Source organism: Krasilnikovia sp. M28-CT-15 (assembly GCF_047159595.1).
In the GTDB taxonomy this organism is placed as follows: Bacteria; Actinomycetota; Actinomycetes; order Mycobacteriales; family Micromonosporaceae; genus Actinoplanes.
Genome location: NZ_BAAGAK010000001.1, coordinates 7454198 through 7470621, shown reverse-complemented (window position 1 = coordinate 7470621; position 16424 = coordinate 7454198). Strand labels below are relative to the sequence as shown.

Here is a 16424-nt window from a genome sequence, read left to right as displayed (position 1 = left end):
CTCAGAAATCGCTCTCCCGGGTCGATGCAGCCCCGCTGATGAGGCCGGATCGGCGGCTTCGTGACCCGAGGATGCCCTCCAAATGCTCAGTCTTTTTGCGCGCCTGATGCCCGAGGTCCGCTTGTCGGACACGGCGTTCGCCACCCGGCACCGGGCGCTGCGGCTCGTCCTGCTGGCACACGTGCCGGTGATCATCGTGGTGGCCCTGGTGGGTGGCAACCTGACTCACCACCATGGGGACACGTTCGGCGCGGTGTTCCTCTGGGGCGTCATCGCGGCCACGGTGCTGTGCGCGGTGGTCTCGGGAGCCGGGCGTACGCGGCGGGGCCAGGCTCTGCCTGTGTCGGTGGGCCTGCTGCTGGCGGCGGTGGCCCTGGTGCACGGCGGCGTCGGCCTGACCGACCTGCACCTGCATTTCCTCGTGGTGCTGGCATTGATCGGCCTGTACCAGGACTGGATGCCGTTCGGGCTGGCGGTGGTCCTGGTCGCGGTGCACCACCTGATCCTGGGAACCCTCACCCCCATGCACGTCTTCTCCGACCCGCGGGCCCAGGCGAACCCGCTGCCGTTCGCGCTGCTGCACGCGGTGTTCGTGCTGGCCATGTGCGTGGCTCAGATGGCGTACTGGAAGTTCGCGGTCAACGCCCAGACCGAGGCCGATCTGCTGTCCGCCCGCAACGAGGAGGCGCTGCGGCTGGCCGCGGCCGAGGCCGGGGAGGCCGCCGGGCGCGAGCAGGTGGCCGCCCAGGAGGCAGCACAACAGCTGGAACGCAGCACGCTGCTGGCCACCCGCCTGGAGGAGGTGGTCGAGAGCGTTGCCGATCGCAGTGTCGGCCTGGCCGCTGAGGCCGGCGAGGCGATGGAGACGCTGCAACGCACGCTCGGCCAGACCAGTGAGCTGGTGACCGCGGCGACCGCCGAGACGGCGACCGCGCTGGCCGATGCGACCGCCACCACGGCGCTGATCGAGGACCTGACGTCCGCGGTCTCCGGGATCGTCGCGGTCACCAACATGATCAACAGCGTGGCGGCCCAGACCAAACTGCTGGCTCTCAACGCGACCATCGAGGCGGCCCGGGCGGGCGAGTGGGGCCGCGGCTTCGGGGTGGTCGCCGACGAGGTCAAGACGCTGGCCGCGCAGACCGCCGAGGCGACCGGACGGATCGAGGCCACGATCGGCGAGGTGACCTCGGGTGCGTCGGCGGTGGCGCAGGCCATGGACGCCGTCGCGCAGCGGCTGTCCACGGTGTCCCGGATGCAGCACCAGGCGTGCACGACGATCGGGGAGCAGACCGATGTCGCCGCCCGTACCCGAACCGCGGTGATCACCGCGGCGCAGAGCGTTGGCGCGTCTGTGGCCCAGGTACGCAGCGGCGCAGCGTGATCCGGCCCGGCGCGCCCGTGACCAGGCGATTTCGACCTCCGCGGAGCCTGTCTCGGTAGCATCGGCGAGCGAGGTGGCACCCGGTCTGCCCGGACGTGAACGGCCGTCGTGCGGGGGCTGGGCCCCGAGGCCACCGAAGACCTCGGCCGGGGCGCGGAAGGGATCAGGCGATGGACACCTGGCAGATGATCCGGGCGGAGCGACAGTCGCTGGTGGAAGGGCTGGCCACGCTGCCGGCCGCGGCATGGGACCAGCCGTCGCTGTGTGCGGGGTGGACGGTCCGCGATGTCGTGGGTCATGTGATCGCCACGGCGTCGATGACGCCGCCGCGCTTCTTCGCGAAGCTGATCGGCAGCGGTTTCCGTTTCGATGCGATGGTGAACAAGGAGATCGCCGCAGTGATCGCCGGCCGGAGTGACTCCGAGCTCGTCGAGTCGCTGCGGGCGCGCATTCCCGCGCGGACCGCGCCGCCGGGTCCCGCCCTCTCCTGGCTGGGCGAGACGATCGTGCACGGCGAGGACGTGTTCCGCGCTGTCGGCGGCTACCGGGATCATCCGGTGCCGCACCTGGTCGCAGTCGCCGACTTCTACCGGGGCAGTGACCTGTTGATCGGCGCCAAGAGCCGGATCGCGGGTGTCTGCCTGACCGCCACCGACGCCCAGTGGAAGCACGGCAGCGGACCGGAGGCGGCCGGCCCGCTGGTCGCTCTGATCATGGCGATGACCGGACGTACGGCGGCCCTCGACGATCTGGCCGGAAACGGTGTGGCGGTGCTGCGCGAACGCGCTGCCGGGCGTCGAGGGTAGCCACCGTCACGGCCCGCATCGCGGGTGCCGACTAAGAACACTCCCGCGCCTACCGATCGAATGGACGCAGCGATTCTATACGTAACGTAATGATCCACATACTGGGCGTTGATGGGGGTGGCATGGAGTCGAGCTCTGCACTTCCCATTCCCGTCGCACACGCCGGACCGCTGATGTCCCTGGCGAACTACATCCACATGCTCTACGCCCAGGGCCACTACGACGAGGTGCTGGACAGCGCCGAGCAGCACGAGTGGATCGCTCAGACACTTGGCGACCGGGACACCGCCCGGGTGATCCTGCAGACCCGGGTCTACGTCCTCACCGAGCTGGGCCGCTACGCCGAGGCCGAGACGATGGGCCGGGAACTGCTGCGCCGGGCCGTCTCCCGGGCCGCGCGGGCGAAGGCCAGCGCGGACCTGGCCGACGTCCTGGTGCGGATGGGGCGCCTGGAAGAGGGCCTGCACCTGATCGCCTGGGCCATGGCCACGCTGGAGGCGTGCCCGCGGGACTGGCGCTACTTCTCGTCGATGTCCTCGGTCGCCGAACCGGCCCGTTGGGCAGAACTGTACGAGCTGGCCGAGCAGGCGTCCGTCGCCGACCGGCGGCTGCTCGACATCGACCGCAACCGCCGCATCATCCTGGACACCCAGCGCGCCGAGTCGCTACTGGAATGGGGTCTGCGGCTCGAGCACGTGGGTCGCCTCGAGGAAGCCGGCGTCCGCTACCGCGACGTGATCGCCCTGACGCGACCGTGGGAGCAGCCCGAGGACGATACCGAGCTGTCGGATCAGGCCATGGTGCATGCGCTGCTGGCCTGCGCGCTGGCCAAGACCGGCTCATTCGGCGAGGCCGAGGAGAAAGCCGTCGGCGCGATCCGGTTCCTGCACGCCGCCGGGCGCCGCTTCGAGGCCCGGCTGGCCCACCTCGCGTACGGGCTCGCGCTGCGCGCCGCCGGTGACTTCACGGCGGCCGCCCGTGAGCTGACCGCCGCCGAGCAGCTGTGCGCCCTCGCCGGTGCCCCGCGCCACCAGCTGATCTTCCAGTTCGAGCTGGGCGTGCTCGCGGCGGAGGCCCGGCCCAGCGGGGCGACCGGACACCTCGCCGCCGCATTGCGCGCGCACGCCGAGCAGCTGTGGCGCCTGCGGCTCGACCGGGTCGCCATGCTGCGGCAGGCCCGCCGCCGGGTGCAGCTCGAGGCGGACCACGCGAGCGCCGACGCGGCGGCGCAGACCGACCCGCTGACCGGGCTGGCGAACCGGCGCGGCTTCGACCGCCGGATGGCGGAACTGGAGACCGACGGTTCCCCGGCCGAGATGTGCCTGCTGCTGGTCGATGTGGACAATTTCAAGCTGGTCAACGACGGCTTCTCCCACGCCGTCGGCGACGACGTCCTGCGCGAGATCGGCCACATCCTGCGCACCGAATGCCGCGCCTCCGACCTGCCCGCCCGCTTCGGCGGCGACGAATTCGGCGTCTTCCTCGCCACCGACCTCACCACCGCCACCCGCATCGCCGCCCGCATGCGCACCGTCATCCGCGACCACGACTGGCACAAGACCGCCCTCGGCCTACGCGTCACCGTCAGCATGGGACTCGCCCCGCTACTACCCGGCATGACCGGCGAAAACCTCTTCGCCACCGCCGACAAACACCTCTACACCGCCAAACGCGCCGGACGCGACCGCCTCGCCGCGTAACGCCCGCGGCCCGTGGTCGCGACGGCGCTCAGCCGGTCGCCGGCAGGGCCGCCGCGATCGCGTGCACCGGCAGGGGCAGCACACCGATCCCTTCGGTCTCCGCCAGGTGCCAGTCCCGCAGCCCGGACATCGCGTCGGTGGCCAGCACCACGCGCAGATCGCGCTCGCTGGCCTGCACGATCGTCGCCCGTGGACAGTTCGGGAAATTGCACCCGGCCACCACGACGGTCGTCACCCCGTGCCGCCGCAGAAACCCTTCCAGATCCGTACGGTGGAACGCACCCCAGCGTGGCTTCCACATCACCCACTCCGCGGGACCCCATTGCTGGAACCCGCCGGACAGCAGCATCGCCGGGTCCAGCGGGGGCGCGGCGGTCGGGCGCATCGGCGCGGGCGGTTCTGCGCCGGGCGAGCCGGGCCGCACGATCGGGGCGCCGGTGGCCAGCAGTCCACGCCGGACCAGATCGACGTCGTCGCCGTCGTACATCCGGACCACGTGCACGACCGGGCGGCCCGCCGCCCGGAACGCGGCCAGCAGTTCGGCGACGGCGGGCAGCACGGCCGCGGTGCCGGGGACCGGGTTGGCGCCGCCTTCGACGAAGTCGGCCTGTACGTCGATGGTGAGCAGCGCAGCGCCCTCCCACTCCGGGCTCAGCCACGGGTCCGTCTCCACGGCGGGTGACATGGCCGCAGCGTAACGGCCCCCGCGCCCGATCGAGACATTCGCCTGGACGCGCTACGTTTTCGATCATGGGTGCAATCAAGCCGTTCGACGTACTCGCGCTGTTGTTCTGCCTGGCGTCGCTGGCCGTACTGATCGGTGTCGGCCTGTGGGCCGTGCGCCGCCGCTCCTCCGGCTCCTGACCCGCCCGGGCCGGATCCACGTCTCCCCGCAGGTCGGATACCGTGGGCGCAGTCGGACGCGCGGCGGAGGGAAGCACGTGGAGCTACTGCACTCGGGCAAGGTCAGGGACGTGTACGCCGACGGTGACGACCTGCTGCTCGTCGCCTCGGACCGGGTCTCGATCTACGACGTCGTGCTGCCCACGCCGATCCCGGACAAGGGCAAGATCCTCACCCAGTTGTCGCTGTGGTGGTTCGAGCAGCTCGCCGACGTCGCCCCGCACCACATCATCTCCGCCACGGACGTGCCCGCCGAGTGGGCCGGGCGAGCGGTGCGCTGCGAGCGCCTGCGGATGGTGATGGTCGAGTGCATCGCTCGCGGCTACCTGGCCGGCTCCGGGCTGAAGGAGTACGAAAAGGACGGGGCGGTCTCCGGCGTCGCCCTGCCCGCCGGCCTGATCGAGGGTTCGCGACTGCCCGAGCCGGTCTTCACGCCGACGACGAAGGTGCCGCCGGGCGAGGGCCACGACGAATTCATCACGTACGCGGACGTGGAGTCGCAGGTCGGCGCGGACGTCGCCGCGGAGCTGCGGCGGATCACGCTGGAGGTCTACCGTCGCGGCTCGGCGATCGCAGCGGAGCGCGGCATCCTCATCGCGGACACGAAGATCGAGCTGGGCTTCTCCCGCAGCGGGGCGCTGACCCTCGGCGACGAGCTGCTGACCCCGGACTCGTCGCGGTTCTGGGCAGCCGCCGAGTGGCAACCCGGCGGCGCACAGCGTTATCTGGACAAGCAGTTCCTGCGAGACTGGTCGGCGAGCCTGACGGGCTGGGATCGCACCGCGCCCGGCCCGGAGATCCCGGACGAGGTCGTCGAGGCGACGCGCAACCGCTACGTCGAGGTGTACGAGCGCCTCACCGGCGACCGCTGGCGCTGACCGTCCCCGTGGCCATGAACGTCGCCGGTCCCGGCGGGCCGGGACCGGTGGCGGGTGAGCGGCTCAGGCCCAGTGGACCGACGCGGTGTGCGGCAGCCGGGGCAGCCGGTCGAACCACGGGTTCTCCCCGGGGTGGCCGATGTTGACCACCAGCAGGGAGCGGAACTGGCCGTCGGGGAAGAACTCCGCGTCCACTCCGGCGCGGTCGAAGCCCGCCATGGGACCGGCGGCGAGGCCGACCGCGCGTACCGCCAGCAGGAAGTAGCCCGCCTGCAGCGCCGCGTTGAACTGGCCCGAGCCGTCCCGCATGGCGGAGTCCGCGGCGAACACGTCCCTGAGGTCCGGCTTGTGCGGGAACAGCTGCGGGATGTGCTCGTGGTACTGGGTGTCGACCGCGAGCACCGCGGTGACCGGCGCCGCGGCGGTCTTGTCCCGGTTGCCGTCGCTGATCAGCGGCAGCAGGCGCTGCTTGCCCTCCGGGGTGCGGATGTAGAGCACCCGCAGGGGCTGCGTGTTCGCGGCGGTCGGGGGCCACTTGGCCAGTTCCCAGATCTCCGCCAGTTCCGTGTCCGTGACCGGGGTGTCGGCGAAGGTGTTCGCGGTGCGGGCGTCGGTGAAGAGCAGGGCCCGTGCGTCGGTGTCGAGACGGGGCCGGGTCAGCACGACTTCAGAAGTGTTATCCACTCTCAAAAAGCTAGCGGCTACCCACGGCGGGGCGCCAGGGATGTGACCGGCGCAACACGGCGACGCTCAGCAGGATCCGTCGGCCGGGCGGCAGCTCAGGTCCGCAGGCAGGTGTTCCTCGGCCCAGGCGGAGATCTGCGCCAGCGCGGGCATCAACGCCTCGCCGCGCTCGGTCAGCGCGTACGTGACCGAGACCGGCGGACCGGCGTCGACCGTACGGCTGATCAGCCCGGCCTCGGCCAGCGAGACCAGCCGGTTCGACAGCACGGAGTCGCTGATCCCCTCGATGCTGCGCGCCAGCTCCCGGAACCCCGCGGGGCCCGCGCTGAGGCTGCCCAGCACCGCCGCGTTCCACCGCTTGCCGAGGAACTGGAAGGCGCGCGCCAGTCCCGCGTCGGCGCGGGTGCACTCGCCCGTTCCGGGCCGCTGGCGCGTCGATGTCACCCGTGAAACGTAACACCGCAGGGTGCGGCCGGACGCCTCCGCTGACCAGGACCGACGCCGCGGGCCCGGGTCTGAACGCCGGCCGCCGCGCAGGCAGGCGCGCACGGTTATCGCAGTCCTCGATCTATCGCGTGCGTGCGGGTTCCGGGCCGTTCGGGCGGGCGGCCGGGTCGCCGCAGGCGGTGCAGGCCAGCCGGTCGCCGCAGCCGGGGCACCAGTTGTTCGTGCGGCGCAGATGCCAGCCCAGTGCGACTCCGGTGAGCAGGCTGGCCAGCCCGACGAGCGCGGCGACCGCGACGGCGCCGATCATGCGCGTGGCTGGCGCAGGGCCAGACCGGCGGGGGAGCGTCGGTCCAGCGCGGGATCCTCCTCGGCCCGGCGGCTCACGTACGCCGCGGTGAACGTGTCCACCCCGGTGGCCGGGTTGCTGCCCGGGCGGTACGTGGCCGTGACGGCGTATTGGGACGCACCTTCGATGACCCCGGCCCGCCAGCCGTCCCGATAGACCCAGACCAGGTCCGCCTTGCGGTAGCTGTCCGCGGGAGCCACGTCGGCCGGGTCGCGTTCCGGCGGAACGCTGGTCGGGGTGGACATCGCGATGCCTCCTCGGTGGACGCGGGTCGTCGACGGTAGGGGCCGTCGGTCGGTGATGCGCCTCGGTCGAGCCGTCGAGACCCGCCGATCCGGCGGACTTTCTGCACGTTGTGTCAGCGGGCGGATACGCGTTTGTCAGCTATCATGCTCGGGATCACATGCGTTCGCAAGGCACTCTGCACGTGCATCAGTCCTGTGCGGGAGGGCGTACCAACAGGCCGTTCGGTTTCACGCGGGCGCGATCTCCCCTTTAGGATGCGGAGGGACTGCGATCGGGCAGCCCAGAGACGGTGACGAGGAGTCAGGTGGCCGCAGGTCGGGACGAGGCGCCGCAGAGCGGCCCCACCGTGCTGCGCATCTTGCTGGGGGCGCAGCTGCGCCGCCTGCGCGAGGGCCGGGGCATCAGCCGCGAGGATGCCGGCTGGGAGATCCGGGCCTCGGGATCCAAGATCAGCCGGATGGAGCTGGGCCGGGTCAGCTTCAAGGAACGCGACGTCGCCGACCTGCTCACCATGTACGGCGTCACGGATGCCAAGGAGCGCGACGCGCTGCTCGGCCTGGCCCGGCAGGCGAACAATCCGGGCTGGTGGCACCACTACAGCGACGTCCTGCCGAACTGGTTCCAGGCGTATCTCGGCCTGGAGGCGGCGGCGTCGCTGATCCGGACGTACGAGATCCAGTTCGTTCCCGGTCTACTGCAGACCCCCGAGTACGCCCGTGCGGTCATCCTGCTCGGGCATGCGGGTGCCACCAACGCGGAGATCGACCGCCGGGTGCAGCTGCGCCACCAGCGCCAGCAGATCCTGACCCGGCCCAATCCGCCGCAGTTGTGGGCGGTCATCGACGAGGCGGTGCTGCGCCGGCCGATCGGTGGGGTCGAGGTGATGCGCCGTCAGATCGAGGCGCTCATCGAGGCGTCCAAACTGTCCAGTGTGCGGCTGCAGATCCTGCCCTTCCACGCCGGTGGGCACGCCGCCGCGGGTGGCCCCTTCGCGATCCTGCGCTTCCCCGAGCCGGAATTGCCGGATGTGGTCTACGTCGAGCAGCTGACCAGCGGGATCTATCTGGACAAACGCGACGACGTCGACCACTACGCGATGGCCATGGAACGGGTCTGCATCGACGCGGAACCGCCCGGCCACACCCCGGAGATCCTCGGCAAGCTGCTGCACGAGGTCGGCCGGATCGCGTAGGCCGGGCGGCTCGGGTCGCGGTGACCGCCTGCTCAGTCGAGCAGATTGTCGAAGTCGCCGTCGCGTACGCCGAGGATGAAGGCTTCGATCTCGGCCGCCGTGTAGATCAGCGCCGGACCGTGTGGGTCCCGGGAGTTGCGTACCGCGACGCCGCCGTCGGGCAGCGCGGCGCACTCGACGCAGTTGCCGCTCGGGTTGCTGCGACCGCTCTTCTGCCACGTCACGCCGGGCAACTGACCCGCGGGCATGCCGTTGACGATGCGCTCCATACAAAGCTCCCTACGTCCGTCTCCGATCGGCTGTCGATCGGCGTCCTAACCAGCCTCCGCCTTCACCGGCCCGACCCTTGTGCAAATGCACGTGCATCTGGCCTTGCGTCAGAACAGGATTGTGAGCATGATAACGCACGTACGACAAGGAGGGGATGTCACTTACGGTGACATCTGCGAGTGACGGGCCGGTCGCGGATATCGACCTCTGCGACCTCGACGCGAGGCTCCCTGGCGGGGGCGTCCGAGCGGAGGAGTGCTGCCATGTCGATTCCCAACATCGGCCCTGAGCTCCCCGATCCCGGCGGCTACGAGGCCGCCGAGACGCAACGGAGGGGAAACCTTTCGCTCGTCTACCGCGACGAGGTGGTCACGGACGAGGTCCGGGCCGCATCGACGCGGGCCAGCGTGGTGACGCACCGGTTCGGCGGCGTGCGGTATGCGCTCTGCCGTCCGGCCGCCCGCCGCGCACCGGCGGCGGGCAAGGCGGCCCCGGCCCAGGGCGGTGAGTCCGACGAGAGTGAATGAGCTGGTCCGATGTGTCCGGCGCCGGCGCCTCGGGATCGCGCCGGCGCGGACGATGTGGACACGCTCAGCCCCGACCATCCGGGGCGGGCGGCTCCGGGCCGCGGTGCGGTCGCGGCCGGTGCACGTCTTCGCCGAGACGGACTACTGCTACGGCCAGGGGCCGCTGATCCTCAAGGTGGATCGGGTCGAGTGGGCCAGGCCGGTACCCCACGAAGGGGACACCTGGCTTGAGGTCGAGGGGGTCGTCATCGACCCGGCGGGCCGGGAGGGCGCGCGCCGGCAGGTGCTGGTGCGCGCCCAACGGATGCCGGTGCCGCCTGCCCGCAAGCGACCGCGGCTGCGGCCATGAGTCACCGGTCGGGTGGTCGGGTCCCCCCGTGCCAGACTGCCCGACCGGGTGGAACGTCAGGGTTTGCGGGCCACCCCGGCCCAGTAGTACGCCGCCTCGGGACGGTCGACCGGGACATCCGGCCGCCACGCGGACACCGGCACCAGCCCGGGCTCCAGCATCTCCCAGTCGCCGAAGAAGCGCTGCACCTCGTCGCGGGAACGGCAGACCAGCGTCATGCCCGCCCCCGTGGCGGCGTCCACGGCGCGGCCCACCTCGTCCGGGTTGAAATCCGCCGTCGGGTGGGTGATCGCCAGGCAGCTGCCCGACGGCAGCGCGTCGCGCAACTGGGCGACCTTGTCCCACGGATCCGCGGCGTCCGCCAGCAGCATGAGAATCGCGATCAGCGTGAGGCCCACCGGCCGGGTCAGGTCCAGAGTGTCGGCCAGTAGCGGATCGCCGAGGATGGCACCCGGGTCGCGGATGTCGGCCGAGATGTACTCACTACGGCCCTGCGCGGAACTCATCATGAGCGCGCGGGCGTGCACCAGCACGATGGGATCGTTGTCGACATACACCACCCGGGTCTCCGGCGCGATCTCCTGGGCGACCTCGTGCAGGTTCGGCCGGGTCGGGATGCCGGTGCCGATGTCCAGGAACTGCCGGATGCCCTCCTTCGCGACCAGGTCACGGGCGGCGCGGTGGACGAACTTGCGATTCTCCCCGGCCATGTAGCGCAGATCCGGGATCGCCTGGATCATGGCCTCGCCGACCGCGCGGTCCACCGCGAAGTTGTCCTTGCCGCCGAGCCAGTAGTCGTAGATGCGAGCCGAGTGGGGCACATTGATGTTCACCCCCGGGGGCGCGAGCTCCGCCGCCGGAGGAACGTCCTTGCCCTGCTCCACGCCCGCCTCCTGATCCCGGTCGGCCGGGGCGCGGCCGATGCCGGCGGGCCTGACCGAAACTGATCTCATCGCGACGATCTCTGTCTGGTCGGCGACCACTCGACGCCCGCTCGGGCGCCGAATCGGCCACTGTGGTCAGAGTAGCGGGCTTCGCGGGTCAAATTCAGCCCCGTCGCTCGATCGTTCGTCGCCCCGGGGCGTGGCCAGCCAGGAGGGCGGGCGGCGGCCGGTGACGATCAGGCGGCGTCGCGGTCGCGGTACGAGCGCGTACGCCCGTCGCGGGCCATGCCGGAGACGACGCGGTCGCGTCCGCCCCGCTTGGCGACGTACAGGTTGCGGTCCGCCGTGGACAGCATGGTGGACTGGCAGTGGTCCGGAACCTCGTGCACCCCGGCGACGCCGACACTCACCGTGACGGGCAGCTCGCCGGTGATGGTCCACCAGTCGAACGCCCGGATGGCCAGCCGGACGTGGTCGAGCTGCGCCGCGGCGGTAGCCACCGGAGTCTTGGGCAGCACCAGCAGGAACTCCTCGCCGCCCAGCCGGGCCGCGAACCCGTCCGGTGCGACCGCGGCCAGTTCGGTCTCCAGCAGCTTCGCGACCTGGACCAGTACCTGGTCGCCGACGTCGTGGGAGAGCTGGTCGTTGATCCGCTTGAAGTGGTCGAGGTCGACGATGGCGACGGTGAGGTCGGGGTCGGCTGCGATCAGGGCGGGGAGTTCCTCGTCGATGTAGCGCCGGTTGCGCAGGCCGGTCAGCGGGTCGCGGCGGGCCTGCTCGCGGAAGCGTTCGGCCTCCTCGCGGGCCTCGGCGGTCTCGAACATGGCCTGCCGGGTCTGCGCCTGCGCCTCCCGCTGCTTGGAACGCAGCCGCTCATGGGCGGTGTAGAAGGTCTTGTGCATGGCGAACGCCTCGGCGAACTCGCCGCGGGCGGCGTGCAGCTCGGCCTGTTCCTGGTGCACCCGGACCAGTACCTCGTGCAGCTCCCGTTCCGCGCACAGCAGCCGGGAGGTGTCCAGGCTGGCCTGAGCCCGGTCGAGGGCACCCATGCAGCGCTGAGCGCGCGACATGGTGAGCAGGTACTCGGGCAGGTCGTCGGCGTCCTCGCGCAGACCGGTCTCGTGGCGGGCGATGCATACCCGCATCGTCTCCTCGGCCTCGGCGTACTCGCCGTTCTCGATCTGGATCGCGCCGATCGTGTCCAGCGTCGCGGGGTCCAGTTCGAAGCCGTGCGTGTCCGCGTGCTCCATGAGGCGCTTGACGACCTCCTGGGCGCGCGCGAAGTCGCCGTCGGCGAACTCGGTGTAGGCCCAGTTGTTGAGCACACTGGTCAGCGGTTCCCACAGGCCCAGCTCCCGGGCCAGCTGCTCGGCCTGGTGGTAGCGGGGCCGGGCGGCTTCCATCGCACCGTTGATGCCCAGCGCGTCGGCCAGCTTGGTGCGGTGCCAGACCTGCATGAACGGGGTGGCGGTCTCGTCGAGCAGCTCGACGGAGCTCAGCGAGTGCTCCAGGCACTTGGCGAAATCGCCGAGCAGACGCTGGATGTTCGCCCAGATCAGGTGAGTGCGGGCGAGCAGTCGCCGGTCCTCGTGCTCGACCGCCCATTCGTAGCAGTCGTAGATCTGCCGGGCGGCCCCGGCGACGTCGCCGGTGCGCATGAGCATGTTCGTACGGCACAGGCGGGCGCGCGCGGCGAGGGCCTCCTCGCCCAGTTCGACGGCCCGGGCTTCGAGCTCGGTGGTGAGGGCGAGATCGGTCTCGGCGTTCCAGAGGATGCGCTCCTCGATCGCCAGCAGCGCAGCCGAAAGCTGCTCGGCACAGATTGCGCTGCCGTTCACCGGCCACCCCCTTCCCGTCCATCGGTGCTCATCGGCCCTGGGCGGCCCGGCTGTAGGCAATTTGGATCGCCATTCCCGTCCGCCACAGGCACTCTGTGTTCTCGATCGGTGACGCAGTGTCATAGCTGCGGCGGCGTGAGTGTGATCCCTGTCTCTCCGGGGGTGCGTCGTACAGTGGGCGGATGGCCAACCGACGTACGGCGACGCGGCCTCGTCTGAGCCGGGACGCGATCGTGGCGAGCGCTGTCTCCCTGGCCGATGCGGAGGGTCTGGACGCGGTGACGATCCGTCGGCTCGCGCAGGAGCACGGCGTCACCCCGATGGCCATGTACTGGCACTTCAACGACAAGGACGCGCTGCTCGACGGCATCGCGGAGTTTCTGGTCGCGGCGGTGCGGCTGCCCGAGCCCGGTGCCGGCAGGTGGGACGAGCAGCTGGGTGACGTCCTCCGGGCGTTCCTGGCCGCGATCCAGCCGCATCCGGCGGTGGCCGGGCTCGCGCTGAAGCGGATCCTCGCCTCGGAGCCGGGCCTTGCCCTGGCGGAGCGGGCGCTGACCCTGCTCGAGGAGGGCGGGTTCGCCCCGGGGCGGGCCGCACAGGTGGGGCGCTACCTGCTCTGCGCGGTGATCACCCTGGTCACCTCGGATCCGAACCCGCACAACGCGGTCAGCGTCGAGGTCCGTGAGGAGATCCTGCGGCACAAGCGGGCGGCGCTCGAGGTGCTCTCGCCGGCGCGCTACCCCCATGTGGTCGCCGCCGCGCCCGCCCTGGTGGGGTGCGCGGACCGGGACGACTACTTCGCCTTCAACATCGACCTGCTGGTGCAGGGCACCCGCGGCGTTCGCCGGACCTGACCAAGTACCTCCCCTTCGCGGCCGGAACCTTGACGGCACTGTACGGCGTACATATACGTTGTACATGTACGCCGCATGGGACGGTGTCGCTGACGGAGGTAGACGTGAAACGCAGCCCGTGGTCGGCGCTGGTGGTACTGGCGCTCGCCCAGTTCATGGTGGTGCTCGACGTGACGATCGTGAACGTCGCGCTCCCCGACATCCAGCAGGACCTCGGCTTCTCCGCCTCGGGCCTGCAGTGGGTCATCAGCGCGTACACCCTGATCTTCGGGGGTTTCCTGCTGCTCGGCGGGCGCGCTGCCGACCTGCTCGGCCGGCGCCGGGTCTTCATCGGTGGCCTGCTGCTGTTCGGCCTCACCTCGCTGGCGGCGGGCCTGGCCGCCACCGGTGAGCAACTCGTGGTCATGCGCGCCGTGCAGGGCCTCGGCGGCGCGCTGCTGTCCCCGGCCGCGTTCGCCATCCTCACCGTGACGTTCGCGCACGGCCGGGACCGCAACATCGCCATGGGGATCTGGGGCGGCCTCGCGGGCCTCGGCGGGACCCTGGGGGTGATCGCGGGCGGCCTGCTGGTCGACTCGCTGAGCTGGCGGTGGGTGTTCCTGGTGAACGTTCCCATCGCGATCGCCCTGGTCGCGCTGGCGCCGGTGTTCGTCGCGGAGTCGCGGGTGCGCCCGGCGGGCCGCCGTACGTTCGATGTGGCCGGTGCCCTGCTCGGCACGGGTGGCCTGCTGGCCGTCGTGCTCGGCGTCATCCGGGCCGAGCCGCTCGGCTGGGGCTCCACCGAGGTCATCGCGCTGCTGGCGGGTGGGCTGGCCCTGCTGGCGGTCTTCCTGCGGGTCGAGGCCCGGTCCGCCGCGCCGCTCGTGCCGCTGCACCTGTTCCGCTCGCGCGGGCTGCGGACGTCCGTGCTGGCCCTGGCCCTGAACGGCGCCGGGTTCCTGGCCATGTTCTTCCTGACGGCGATCTTCCTGCAGCAGGTCCGCGGCCTGACCGCCCTGGAGACCGGCCTGGCCTTCCTGCCCATGGGCATCGCCGCCATCGTCAGCGCCGTGGTCGCGTCGCAGCTGGTCACGCGGTTCGGCACCAAGCCGGTGCAGTTCGGCGGCACGGTGCTCAGTGTTGTCGGCCTGCTGCTGCTCACCCGCGCGGACGCGACCGGCGCGTACGTCACGCAGTTGCTGCCCGGCCTGATCCTGTTCGGGATCGGCATCATCGCGACCGGCACCCCCGCGATGATCGCCGCGGTCACCGGGGTCCGGCCGGACGAGGCGGGCGCGGCATCCGGCGTGGTGAACGCGGGCTACCAGGTGGGCGGCGCGATCGGCCTCGCGGTGATCACCACGGTGGCCACCTCGCACGTCGAGGGGCTGCTGGCCGGCGGCGCGAATCCGCAGGACGCGCTGGTCGGCGGCTTCGAGCGCGGGTTGTTCGCCGCGGCGCTGTTCGCGGCGGTGAACATCCTGACGGCCCTGGGCGCGCCGCGCGTACGGCCCACGGCGGACCAGGTCGCCGAGGCGGCCGTCGCGGCCTGAGCCCCGTGCCGGTCGGGTGCCATCGGGGGTGCGGGACTTCAGGGACGACACACGACGCGGCGCCGGGAGGGGGGCATTCCCGGCGCCGCGTCGTGTGGGTGGAGCGACTGAGCGTCAGCCGGTGAAACCGGCGAAGATCTTGCTGAACTCGTTCGGGGACTGCGCCACGTTCGTGCACTGGAACAGCGCGCCGTTGCACGCGTTGCGGTCGCGGTTGAGCTCCCAGAAGGAGATGAACCCGAGGTGGTTGGCGTTCGCGAAGGCGACCACGTCACGGGCGTCGCTCTGGGTGAAGGTGCCCTGGTCGTCGTTCTTGCCGAGCATCGGCGTGACGCCGACCATCTTGAACGCGGCCGCGTCGCTGTTGCCGTAGATCGACTTGATCTGGTCCTTGGTGGACTTCACGGCCTGGATCGCAAGGTCACCGTAGTCCTGCCCGGCCCGGCCGTAGTCCATCGCCATGATGTTGACCAGGTCGAGGTCGACGCCCGCCTTCTTGGCCGAGCTCACCACGTTGACGCCGTCCGCGGTCAGGCCCTCCGGCAGCACCGGCAGGGTGAGCGAGATCTTCAGGCCGGGGTTGGCCTTCTGCAGTGCGGCCAGCGCGGTCGAACGGCGGTCGATCGTGGTGCGGTCGGCCACCGCGGCGCCCTCGATGTCCAGGTCGATGTACTTCAGGTTGTAGGCCGAGACGACCGCCTGGTACTCCGCCTGCAGCGCCTTGTCGTCCGTGCACGCCTGGGCCAGTTCGATGCCGGTCGCGCCGCCGAAGGAGACCTTCACGTCGCCGCCGGCCTTGCGCACCGCCTCGATCTGGTCGCCGAACTGCTTGGTCCGCGGGTCGAAGGCGTTGAACCAGCTCGCCTTGCACCCGACGCTCGTCACGAACGCCAGCGAGAACGACTTCACCCCGCCGCCGGCGCCGAGCTGCGCCAGGCTGCCGTTGTTGAGCAGGCCCATGTCCACGTACGGGGCGAACTTCACATCGCCGCCGCCGCCGGTGGCGGGTGGGGGCGCGGTCGTCGTGGGCGGCGCGGTGGTGACGGGTGGCTTCGTGGCCGTCGGCGGCGTGGTGGTCGGCGTCGTGGTGGTCGGCTTGGTGGCCGGGGTGGTCGGCGGCTTGGTGGCCGGGGCGGTCGTCGGGGTGCCCCCGCCGCCCACCGAGCAGGACGCGCCGTTGATGGTGCAGCTGGTCGGCTCGCCCTTGCCCGCGACGATGAAGCCGAACTCGACCGCCCCGCCGGCCGGGATGGTGTTGTTGTAGCCCTTGTCCTTGGCCGTGGAGGTCGCGCCGGAGGTGGTGATCGCGGTGTCCCAGAACGTGCCGAGCTTGGCCGTGGACGGCAGCGCGAAGGAGACCTGCCAGCCGGTGACCGCCGCCGAGCCGGTGTTCTTGATCGTGTAGCGCGCCTGGTAGCCCGTGTCCCACTTGGAGTCGGTGCTGAAGGTGGCGGTCAGCTTGCCGCCCGCCGGTGCACCGGTCGGGTTCGTGGCCGCGACCGCCGCGCCCACGCCACCGCCCACGGCGAGCAGGGCCGCTCCGAGGTAGATCGTCAGGCGTAGCCGGTTGCGGGGCATCGAAGA

General features: G+C 71.1%; 18 protein-coding genes. 9 read left to right on the top strand and 9 right to left on the bottom strand.

The genetic code is table 11. The features are described 5' to 3' along the window. Window positions 1-82: 82 nt before the first annotated feature. The 3 genes from ACMCNO_RS34205 to ACMCNO_RS34195 all read left to right on the top strand — a co-directional run bounded on the left by ACMCNO_RS34205 (window position 83) and on the right by ACMCNO_RS34195 (window position 3890). Window positions 83-1384, top strand: coding sequence for a methyl-accepting chemotaxis protein (locus ACMCNO_RS34205; protein WP_412753529.1), 1302 nt, complete (start codon window positions 83-85; stop codon window positions 1382-1384). A 170-nt stretch (window positions 1385-1554) separates the two neighbouring features. Beyond that, window positions 1555-2190 carry a maleylpyruvate isomerase family mycothiol-dependent enzyme gene (locus ACMCNO_RS34200; RefSeq protein ID WP_412753528.1) on the top strand — a complete coding sequence of 212 codons (636 nt, stop codon included), beginning with the start codon at window positions 1555-1557 and terminating at the stop codon, window positions 2188-2190. A gap of 173 nt (window positions 2191-2363) precedes the next feature. Beyond that, complete coding sequence (locus ACMCNO_RS34195; protein ID WP_412753527.1) at window positions 2364-3890, top strand: diguanylate cyclase; 1527 nt, start codon at window positions 2364-2366, stop codon at window positions 3888-3890. A 28-nt stretch (window positions 3891-3918) separates the two neighbouring features. On the opposite strand, the gene ACMCNO_RS34190 is transcribed toward ACMCNO_RS34195, so the two are convergent. Next, the gene (locus ACMCNO_RS34190; RefSeq protein WP_412753526.1) at window positions 3919-4575 is read right to left on the bottom strand and encodes a cysteine hydrolase family protein; all 657 of its coding nucleotides are present in this window, start codon (window positions 4573-4575) and stop codon (window positions 3919-3921) included. 256 nt (window positions 4576-4831) lie between these two features. Between ACMCNO_RS34190 and ACMCNO_RS34185 the strand changes: the two genes are divergently transcribed. Further along, entirely contained in the window at window positions 4832-5671 is an 840-nt protein-coding gene (locus ACMCNO_RS34185; RefSeq protein WP_412753525.1) for a phosphoribosylaminoimidazolesuccinocarboxamide synthase, read from the top strand. 63 nt (window positions 5672-5734) lie between these two features. Here the strand turns inward: ACMCNO_RS34185 and ACMCNO_RS34180 are convergent, their stop codons facing one another. From ACMCNO_RS34180 to ACMCNO_RS34165, 4 genes are all read right to left on the bottom strand, one after another. Next, window positions 5735-6355, bottom strand: coding sequence for a malonic semialdehyde reductase (locus ACMCNO_RS34180; protein ID WP_412753524.1), 621 nt, complete (start codon window positions 6353-6355; stop codon window positions 5735-5737). 66 nt (window positions 6356-6421) lie between these two features. Continuing rightward, window positions 6422-6799, bottom strand: a complete 378-nt coding sequence (locus ACMCNO_RS34175; RefSeq protein WP_412753523.1) for a winged helix-turn-helix transcriptional regulator — start codon at window positions 6797-6799, stop codon at window positions 6422-6424. Between the two features lie 124 nt (window positions 6800-6923). Next, window positions 6924-7109: a hypothetical protein gene (locus ACMCNO_RS34170; RefSeq protein WP_412753522.1), complete on the bottom strand. Its 186-nt coding sequence runs from the start codon at window positions 7107-7109 to the stop codon at window positions 6924-6926. Next, a complete protein-coding gene (locus tag ACMCNO_RS34165) occupies window positions 7106-7393 on the bottom strand; it encodes a hypothetical protein (RefSeq protein ID WP_412753521.1) in 288 nt (95 codons plus the stop codon). The genes ACMCNO_RS34170 and ACMCNO_RS34165 overlap by 4 nt, the downstream gene beginning before the upstream one ends. Window positions 7394-7698: 305 nt before the next feature. Between ACMCNO_RS34165 and ACMCNO_RS34160 the strand changes: the two genes are divergently transcribed. Then, a complete protein-coding gene (locus ACMCNO_RS34160) occupies window positions 7699-8586 on the top strand; it encodes a helix-turn-helix domain-containing protein (protein ID WP_412753520.1) in 888 nt (295 codons plus the stop codon). Between the two features lie 32 nt (window positions 8587-8618). Here the strand turns inward: ACMCNO_RS34160 and ACMCNO_RS34155 are convergent, their stop codons facing one another. Then, window positions 8619-8855 (bottom strand): DUF397 domain-containing protein, encoded by a 237-nt coding sequence (locus ACMCNO_RS34155; RefSeq protein WP_412753519.1) that lies wholly within the window; start codon window positions 8853-8855, stop codon window positions 8619-8621. Between the two features lie 264 nt (window positions 8856-9119). On the opposite strand from ACMCNO_RS34155, the gene ACMCNO_RS34150 reads away from it, so the two are divergent. Next, a complete protein-coding gene (locus ACMCNO_RS34150) occupies window positions 9120-9383 on the top strand; it encodes a hypothetical protein (protein ID WP_412753518.1) in 264 nt (87 codons plus the stop codon). A gap of 52 nt (window positions 9384-9435) precedes the next feature. Further along, on the top strand, window positions 9436-9732 hold the full coding sequence (locus ACMCNO_RS34145) for a hypothetical protein (RefSeq protein ID WP_412753517.1): 297 nt from the start codon (window positions 9436-9438) through the stop codon (window positions 9730-9732). A gap of 56 nt (window positions 9733-9788) precedes the next feature. On the opposite strand, the gene ACMCNO_RS34140 is transcribed toward ACMCNO_RS34145, so the two are convergent. Then, window positions 9789-10685 carry an SAM-dependent methyltransferase gene (locus tag ACMCNO_RS34140; protein ID WP_412753516.1) on the bottom strand — a complete coding sequence of 299 codons (897 nt, stop codon included), beginning with the start codon at window positions 10683-10685 and terminating at the stop codon, window positions 9789-9791. 167 nt (window positions 10686-10852) lie between these two features. Further along, window positions 10853-12454, bottom strand: coding sequence for a diguanylate cyclase (locus ACMCNO_RS34135; RefSeq protein WP_412753515.1), 1602 nt, complete (start codon window positions 12452-12454; stop codon window positions 10853-10855). Between the two features lie 182 nt (window positions 12455-12636). On the opposite strand from ACMCNO_RS34135, the gene ACMCNO_RS34130 reads away from it, so the two are divergent. Then, a complete protein-coding gene (locus ACMCNO_RS34130) occupies window positions 12637-13308 on the top strand; it encodes a TetR/AcrR family transcriptional regulator (protein WP_412753514.1) in 672 nt (223 codons plus the stop codon). A gap of 104 nt (window positions 13309-13412) precedes the next feature. After that, window positions 13413-14840, top strand: coding sequence for an MFS transporter (locus tag ACMCNO_RS34125; protein WP_412753513.1), 1428 nt, complete (start codon window positions 13413-13415; stop codon window positions 14838-14840). A 114-nt stretch (window positions 14841-14954) separates the two neighbouring features. Here ACMCNO_RS34125 and ACMCNO_RS34120 read toward each other — a convergent pair whose 3' ends face one another. Further along, on the bottom strand, window positions 14955-16418 hold the full coding sequence (locus ACMCNO_RS34120; RefSeq protein WP_412753512.1) for a cellulose binding domain-containing protein: 1464 nt from the start codon (window positions 16416-16418) through the stop codon (window positions 14955-14957). Window positions 16419-16424: the final 6 nt, after the last annotated feature.